The following is a 266-nucleotide window of genomic DNA, read 5'->3' as shown; positions in this document are numbered from 1 at the left end:
ATGTCATTTGAACGTCATTAAGCAGTTTGGCAAGTGCCTGTCCAGCATCATCTGTTCTCATAAACTGCTCACCGATTAAAAAATGATGAATGTTGTTGTTTTGCATCAGATGAATGTCATCTGCATGATTAATGCCACTTTCGCTCACCACCAACGTATCATCACCAAGCTTAGCAAACAGTTCTTGACACAAACGAATGCTGTGTGATAAATCCACTTTAAAAGTGTTTAAATCTCGGTTGTTAATGCCATAGATGTTATGGGGG

Annotated in this window: 1 pseudogene; it reads right to left on the bottom strand. The window is 39.1% G+C overall.

What is annotated here, in order from left to right:
* A pseudogene (locus tag B0E34_RS19435) lies at nucleotides 1-217 on the bottom strand (indole-3-glycerol-phosphate synthase TrpC); the annotation flags it as partial.
* Between the last annotated feature and the right edge of the window lie 49 nt (nucleotides 218-266).

This window comes from Chryseobacterium mucoviscidosis (genome assembly GCF_002177115.1).
Classification (GTDB): domain Bacteria; phylum Bacteroidota; class Bacteroidia; order Flavobacteriales; family Weeksellaceae; genus Chryseobacterium; species Chryseobacterium mucoviscidosis.
Note: the sequence above shows the minus strand (reverse complement) of the source record. Positions and strands in the feature narration are given on the sequence as shown.